This window comes from Desulfosarcina sp., assembly GCF_055467485.1.
Window position 1 is genome coordinate 1 of record NZ_JBUOIV010000106.1, and the last position, 7,830, is coordinate 7,830.

Here is a 7,830-nt window from a genome sequence, read left to right on the forward strand (position 1 = left end):
CGACAGCCACAGGTCGCGCAGCATGATCCCGGAGGGACAGGTCTGCTGGCAGCGGCCGCAAAGCGTGCAGCGGTAAACGGTTTCGCTGAACTGTTTGAGCTGTTCCTCGGTCGGCGCCTTTTTGCCGAAGAACCGGCGCAGGAATCCCGAACGGGACCGCATGATTTTGCGCAGCTCCGCCAGGCGGTGCACGCCGGACAACCGCCCGTCTTCAGCCGCCGCCACCGCCGGGCACACGTCGGCACACAGGCAGCAGTTGGTGCAGGCCTCCAGTTGCAGTATTTCTTTGATGCTGTAGTCGCTTTGAGGCATAGCTTTAGGTGGTTTAGCCGGTTGCCGGTTAGCCGGTTAGCCGGTGAAGTATGGTATTATTCCAGTTTAAATGCGTTGACGGTCTCAACGGGTTAACGGGCCCAACGGGCAAACCGTTTAGTCTTTTTTATACTTTTCGATGTCAGCCAGCAGCCATTTCTCCACCGCCTCCGGCCCGTGAATCAGCGCGTCCACTTCGGCCATGTCGGTCGGCTGGATCTTGTACATCCACCCGTCGCCGTAGCAATCCTGATTGATCAGCGTGGCGCTGGCTTCCAGTTCCTCGTTGCTTTCGATCAGCTCGCCGTTGACCGGCGCAAAGATCTTCCCCAGCCATTTGCCGGATTCCACCTGGGCGAACTTTTTGCCCTTTTTAAGCTTTTTGCCTTCAAACGGCAGTTGAACGAACACGATCTCGCCGGCCATCTGTTGCGCAAAATCATCCATTCCCATCACCAGAATGTCGCCCTCGACCCGGATCCAGTAGTGATTTTCCTCGTAGTACAGATCGTCGGGCATGGTGTATCCCTGGATTTCCATAAGTCACCTCCGTGAAAGATGCTAGGAGGCTGGGAAGCGTGGAGGCTGGATAGATAGAAAAACACCCGACAGCCTCCAAGACTTCCAGCATCCCAGCCTTATACCAACGTTGTAAAAACTCCTTATCGAAGGGTGGGCTGTTACGTGCCGCGGCGAAGTCACGCTGCAAGCGTGACGAAGACGGGTGCCCACCAAACATCACTAATTTCATCTGTCAATGGTGGGCAGAGCCCACCCTACATCAATACTACTTCCGAGTTTCCCAGTTTCTCAGCCTCATAGCCTCCGAGCTTCCCTGCTTCCCGGCCTCCCAGCTTCCTTGCTGTCTGCCGCATTCACCGCCAGCACCACCGGGGCCATGATCATGTGCAGCATGCGGCTGAAGGGCAGGTAGACGACAAACGCCCCGGTCAGCACCGCGTGCAGGTACCACACATAGCCGTATATGCCGGTCAATTCAATACCGGCCAGCAGGCGGCTGATGGCGTCGCCCGCGAAAGCATAAGATGCTCCGGTCGGGCTGCCCGTCATGGTCATCCGCATCCCTTCCAGGACAAAACCGGCGATCATGATGCCGCCCATAAGGGCGTAGGCCGGCCAGTCTGCTGCCGGCAGGCCTGCAGTCGCACCTTCCGGGTGCCGGCTTAATCGGTGGACGATCATGCCCGCAACACCAACAATGACCATCACCCCGCTTAAGTCAAATATAAAAGCGGTCAGGGGATGGTTTTTGTCCAGCATGTCCCAGGTGCCGGGCCACTGGGGCCACTGCAGTGAGGCGGTTAAAGCCCACAAACCCCAGATGAACCGCAACAAAAACGGGTAAAAAACCAAGGCATGCAAAAACCAGCGCTCTTTTGATGCCCGGAAAAGCCGCCTTTGCAGCAAGCCGTCCAGAAACAGGCTGGATAAAATGGCGTTGATCCGGCTTGAAAAAACAGCCCCCATGACGGCCCGGATCGATTGCGCCAATTTGAGTCCGGTGCCGACCGTCGGATCGCCGCCGGAAAACCAAACCGATCCGATAACGACCAGGCCGGCCGCAAACAGCACCAGCGAGAGAACCGTGGTTGCATCGCCGACGGACAGCGTCGCCGCATGGCACGGCATACAGATCAAACTTTTAGCCGGCAGCACCATGGCCGCCGCACCGATTGTGTTGCCCGCGGTGTGGCAGCTGCGGCAGTCGTCTTCTTTCTGCGGGATTTGCATCCCGTGAATCGGACTGATTCTGTCCGCATGGCGTGGCTTGCGCCAGTCAATCCGCCCGCTGGCCGCATCTCTTGCCGGCACGATGCCGTTGAGGTGACAGGCCCCGCAGGCCACGACGGCATGCAGATCGTGGGTCATTTTTTCGTCATGGGGCAGGTGGCATCGGCGGCAGTCTCCGGTCTGCTGGCGGCCGTGTCCGAACTGCGCGGCCTGCGGGTGGCAGAGCCGGCAGTTGACCTCCCGGTGGGGCGTGGCTTCATATTGATCCTCATCGATCAACGCAAAGGAACCGGGCTGGCGATTGGCCGAGCTGTGGCAATGCCGGCAAAGATCATCTATCCGGCTTTCAGCCCCGGCATCAGCGCCGGCAGCGGCCAGGTGACACTGCAAACACGCCTGGTCTTGGTCCGCAAATTCAGGCAGGCGGTCCTGAAACTCATGGCATTGGCTGCATGTTTCTGTGGCCGGGGCATCGGGCGCCGCCGGGCCGTTCTCGCCGTCACCTGATACCTGATAGTGAGGGTCGTGGCATTCGATGCAGAGATCGAAACCCTGCCAGGGGATTGCCTCCCGGCCGGCGTGGCTGCCTTCGGCGATTTCATCTGAGACCGCTTCATGGCAGGCGGCGCACTGTTCGGCCTTAAAAAATTCCGCCAAGCTCCGGTTGACGTCGACCGGATCCGGATGGCGCCTTCTCTCGCCGACATCTTGGTGGCAGTCCTGGCAGGACAGCTGCCCGTGGACGGATACATGAAACCGCTCATGGTCGATCAGCCACGATGCCTGCGCAGCGTCGGACTGCCACAGCAGGATTAGTGTTGATATTGCAACGATTAGGATATTTAGTCTGGCAGACATTTAACAACTCATCCGGTAGCTCAGACCTAGCAAATAATGGCGACTTCTACCCGAGCAGCGGGTTGGACCTCTCGTAGGTTGGGTTGAGCCTGCGCCAAGATTTGTTGGGTTTCGTTACACTCAACCCAACCTACCCGGCTGCATGTCAGATCGAGAAAATCGCGGTTGAAAACCGCTCCCACAGCCCATGTCAGCACTATGAACGTATGCGTTATATTTTCCGATCAAACTGAGCGACGGCGGAACACCCGACACCTTGTATGAATCTTCATTTGGCTTGAGCAGCAAAAATATTAAACATGGAACATCGAACGTCCAACGTCGAACATCCAATGCAGAGTCGCTTTGCTCAATCTTTTAATAGACAGAATACATTATTCGATGTTGGATGTTCAGTGTTCGATGTTCGATGTTCATTGGTTTCTTTTTCGATTAGACCGGCCGTTTTTTTGGCCGGCGGTCAGCCTTCGTCGGAACCTCTGACACCTGACACCTGAAACCTGAAACTCCCTATGGACCAACACTCCAGTACTCCAGTACTCCATTACTCCACTACGCCACCGCTCCAACCCGCCCTCATCAACCGCTACTTCTTGGGCAAGTAAAGCGCCCATTTATCCGCGTCCCGGGCGGCATCCACGACGGCTTCCGAGAACGTGGGATGAATCCGCATGCCGGCGGCCAGCTCATCGGTGGTATATTCCAGCTGCATGGCCAGCACGGCTTCACCGATCAGCTCGGTGGCATGCGGGCCGACGATGTGCACCCCGTAGATGATGCGGTATTCGGCGTCGGCCACGATCTTTACCGCCCCGAAGGTTTCGCTGCGCGCAATCGAATATCCGTTGATGGCGTAAGGAAAATATCCGACATCAATGTCCAGGTCCCGGTTTTCCGCCTGTTCCTCGGTCAGGCCCACCGAGGCCACTTCCGGATCGCTCCAGGTGCCCCTGGGTATCAGCTCAAACGGAAATTTAGACTTGTCTCCCAGAGCGTTTTCAGCCGCTTTGACCGCCATGGCAGATGCGGCGTGGCTTTGCATGGTTCCGCCGGTGGCGTCTCCGATGGCATAGACATTGCGATTGGTGGTGCGCAGATAGTCGTCCACGCGAATGGACCCGTCCTCATCGAGCCGGACGCCGGCCTGCTCCAGCGCCAGATCCGCCGTATTCGGCTTGCGGACTCCGGCCATCACGCGTTCGACTTCCACCGATCGGCTTTTCTTTCTGGCGGCCAGCTCACAGGCAAATTTCTTTTTGGTTCCCTGAACGGCGGTTAGGGTCGCACGGGTAATCACTTCAATGCCGTCGTTGCCCAGCGCCTGGGCCAGCCGCTGGCCGGAATCCTGATCTTCATGCGGCAGCACATGCCGGTCTTCGGTGGCCAGGTAGACTTTGCTGCCGAAGGTGTTCAACAGGCCGGCCATCTCCACCTCGATGGTTCCGGCCCCATAAATCAGCACCGAGGCCGGCACCTTTTGCATGTCAAGGATATCGTCGGTGGTCAGCAATGCGTTGGAAAGCCCCTCGATGTCGGGCACCGCCGTGTGGCCGCCGCTGGCGATGACAAACTTTTTGGACGGGTACGACTTGCCGTCGACATCGATCTCGGACGGGTTTTTAAAGGCAGCATGGCCTTTGATGACTTCGACGCCGTTGTTTTGCAGCAGGCCCTCCATGCCCAACCGGATTTTCTCGCAGGCGCTGTTTTTGTTTTCAACAATGGTTTTAAAGTCGATTTTTTTGATATCGGCTTGAATGCCGAAGGCATCCCCCGCCCGAACCCGGCGCAGGGTTTCGGCGGCCTTCAGCCAAACTTTAACCGGGATGCAGCCCCGGTTGACGCACACCCCGCCCAGCTGATCTTTTTCGGCCACGGCGACTTTCGCGCCCAGTTGAGCGGCCCGAATCGCCGCGGCATAACCGCCGGCGCCGCCTCCGATGACAATCACGTCGTGCATTATATCCTCCCATCTACAATTCGGAAAATTCCGATCCTAGGATTCCTTGAGACTGCCCATCCATCAAACCCGAGAAAAGGTTTCAGGTGTCAGGTGTCAGGCACAAGAAAAGCAGTGCGTTTGATCCAAGATGACCCAGCGGGAATTCATAGAGCGGATTTCCGTGCCCACACGTGCGGATCGGGGACGGAGGCCGACCTTACGCCAGCTCAAGACCAAAATTTCTTTTTTGATTCGTTATTCCCTTTTTACAGCTTCTTTTATCGATTAAACTAGTTGCTCTGTTGCAGAGGCTGGGTTGACACCTGACACCTGACACCTTCCGTTATCCAATCAGCGTTTGCGGGTTTTCCAGACCGTGCTTGATGCGGTTGACGAACCTGGATCCCAGCACCCCGTCCACGGCGCGGTGGTCGGCCGACAGGGTCATGCTCATGGTGTCGCGAACCTGAAATGAGTTGTCTTCTGCAACCATCAGCTGCTTGCGCACGGATGCGACTGCCAGGATGGCCGTCTCGGGCGGGTTGATGATGGCAACGAAATTGTCGACATCGAGCATGCCCATGTTCGACACGGTGAAGGTGCCCGGCGTCAGGCTGGCCTGTTTGCCGGCCTTGGCCAGGGTGGCGAGCTCTTTGGTCTTTTTGGCAATGCCCTTGAGCGACAGGTTGTCCACTTCGGCCAGCACCGGCACCACCAGACCGTCCTCCAGGCTGACGGCCACCCCGATGTTGATGTCTTCCAGGTAGACCAGATTGTCTTCGTCAATTTTGCAGTTTACCTGGGGGAAATCTCCCAGGGCAATGGCCGCCGCCTTGACCACCATGTCGTTCAGCGAGACCCGGCTGTCTTTGTCGAGTTTTGCATTCAATGCCTTGCGCTGAGCGATCGCTTCGGTCATGTCCACCGTAACGGTGACGTAAAAATGCGGGATGGTCTGCTTGCTTTGCTGCAGCCGCCGGGCGATCACCTTGCGCAGGCGGCTCATGGGCACGGTCTGGCCGCGCAGGGCCGGCGAACCGGCCGCCGGTGCCGGCGGTATCGCTTCGGCGGCAAGCGGTGCGGCCGAAGCAGCAGCCGGCGACGCTGCCTCTTGATCAAGATAGGCTTGCACGTCTTTTTCGATAATCCGGCCTTTCGGTCCGGAGCCTTCCACCAGGGAAATGTCAATGCCATGCTGGGCGGCCAGTTTTTTGGCCCGTCCGGAAGCCTTGACCCGGCCCGGTTTGCCCATGCCCTTGGCGGCCATTTTCTTTTTCAAGGCGGCGACATCGACGCCGGCATCTTTTTGGTCAGGTTTGGCGGCTTTCCTTTCAACGGCGGTATCGTCTTCGTCATCATCGAGTTCGATGCTTTCGCCGGCCGCCCCCACGAAGCCGATGGTCGAAAATACGCGGGCCACCTTGCCCGCGGGCACCACGATTTTCAGCAGCACACCGTCGACGGGAGATTTGACTTCAAAAACCGCCTTTTCGGTTTCGACCTCGCAGATGACTTCATCTTTTTGAACAGGATCGCCTTCGGCCTTGTGCCAGCGCAGCACCCGGCCTTCGGTAATATCCTGACCGCCCTGGGGCATAATAATTTTTTCAGCCATGTTTGCTCCTCGCTATCATTGGTAAACATTCAGAATTAGGATCTATATTGATGTATAGCAGCGTTTGAAAACTTCGGCAATGGAGTATTGGAGTATTGAAAAAAAGCACTATGTTTTTAGTAATTTATCCCAACACTCCAGGACTCCAACACTCCAGGACTCAACGACTCGAGATTGAATTGTGACTTACATTGTTTCCAGAATCCCCTCGATAATATCCTCAACCGACGGCACGCAGGCCTTTTCCAGTTCCAGGTTGTAGGGGATGGTGGTGTTCTTGCCGCAGATGCGCTTGACCGGACCGTCCAGGTCGTCATAGGCCTCTTCCATGATCATGGCGGCAATGTCCCCGCCGACGCCGCCCCGTTTGACCGCCTCGTGAACCACGATGGCCCGCCCGGTTTTTTCCACCGATTCCAGGATGGTTTCCTTGTCCAGCGGGGTCAGGGTTCTGAGATCCACCACCTCGACGCTGATGCCTTCTTTGGCCAGAATCTCCGCAGCCTCCAGGCATTTCAAGGTCATGTAAGAATAGGTAACCAGGGTGATGTCGTCGCCGGCATGTTTGATGTCCGCCTGGCCCAGGGGGACGATGTAGTCATTATCGGGAACCTCCCCCTTGGTCATATAAAGCTGTTTGTGTTCGATAAATATGGTCGGGTTGTCGTCGCGAATCGATGCCTTCAGCAGCCCCTTGGCGTCATAGGGGGTTGCCGGCATGACGACCTTCAAGCCGGGGATGTGATAAAACAGGGCCTCCAGGCTCTGGGAATGCTGACCGGCCAGGCCGTTGCCCGCGCCCCCCTGGGTTCTCAGCACCATGGGGACTTTGCCCTGCCCACCGGACATAAATTCGTACTTGGCGGCCTGGTTGATGATCTGGTCCATAATCAGGCCGGTAAAATCGACAAACAGGATTTCCACCACCGGCCGTGTACCGACCAGGGCGGCGCCCACACCGCACCCGGTAAACGATGCTTCCGAAATCGGGGTGTCCATGACCCGTTCCGGGCCGAATTCCTTGTACAATCCTTCCGTCACTTTGAAGGATCCGCCGCGTTCGGCAATGCCCTCCCCCAGCGTGAACACGAGCGGGTCCCGCCGCATTTCCTCAAAAAGCGCCTGGTTCAGCGCTTCGCGATACATTATCTCTGCCATGGTATGTCTCCTATTAAGGTTGAACGGTTCAAGGTTCAACGTTCAAGGTTAAAAAACCCGGATAGTATGATTTATCAATGGTGTCAGGTCTATAGTTGCTCTATATCTGTTTCACAAAGGAGGTATAACGGACTATCGAGTTATTGCACGGTACGGTTTCCAGTCTTGATCAGCGTTAACCTTTAAACCTTGA

At 56.9% G+C, this 7,830-nt stretch carries 6 protein-coding genes; all 6 read right to left on the minus strand.

Features of this window, described 5'->3' with window-relative positions; translation table 11 throughout:
* A partial coding sequence (locus ACZCED_RS24255; protein WP_464862022.1) for a 4Fe-4S dicluster domain-containing protein occupies positions 1–312 on the minus strand: 312 nt, incomplete at its 3' end.
* A gap of 117 nt (positions 313–429) precedes the next feature.
* On the minus strand, positions 430–852 hold the full coding sequence (locus ACZCED_RS24260) for a glycine cleavage system protein H (protein WP_464862023.1): 423 nt from the start codon (positions 850–852) through the stop codon (positions 430–432).
* A gap of 276 nt (positions 853–1,128) precedes the next feature.
* A complete protein-coding gene (locus ACZCED_RS24265) occupies positions 1,129–2,922 on the minus strand; it encodes a hypothetical protein (protein ID WP_464862024.1) in 1,794 nt (597 codons plus the stop codon).
* Positions 2,923–3,508: 586 nt separating this feature from the next.
* A complete protein-coding gene (gene lpdA, locus ACZCED_RS24270; protein ID WP_464862025.1) occupies positions 3,509–4,882 on the minus strand; it encodes a dihydrolipoyl dehydrogenase in 1,374 nt (457 codons plus the stop codon).
* Positions 4,883–5,207: 325 nt separating this feature from the next.
* Positions 5,208–6,479, minus strand: coding sequence for a dihydrolipoamide acetyltransferase family protein (locus tag ACZCED_RS24275; RefSeq protein WP_464862026.1), 1,272 nt, complete (start codon positions 6,477–6,479; stop codon positions 5,208–5,210).
* 186 nt (positions 6,480–6,665) lie between these two features.
* Positions 6,666–7,637 (minus strand): alpha-ketoacid dehydrogenase subunit beta, encoded by a 972-nt coding sequence (locus ACZCED_RS24280; protein WP_464862027.1) that lies wholly within the window; start codon positions 7,635–7,637, stop codon positions 6,666–6,668.
* Positions 7,638–7,830 lie beyond the last annotated feature (193 nt).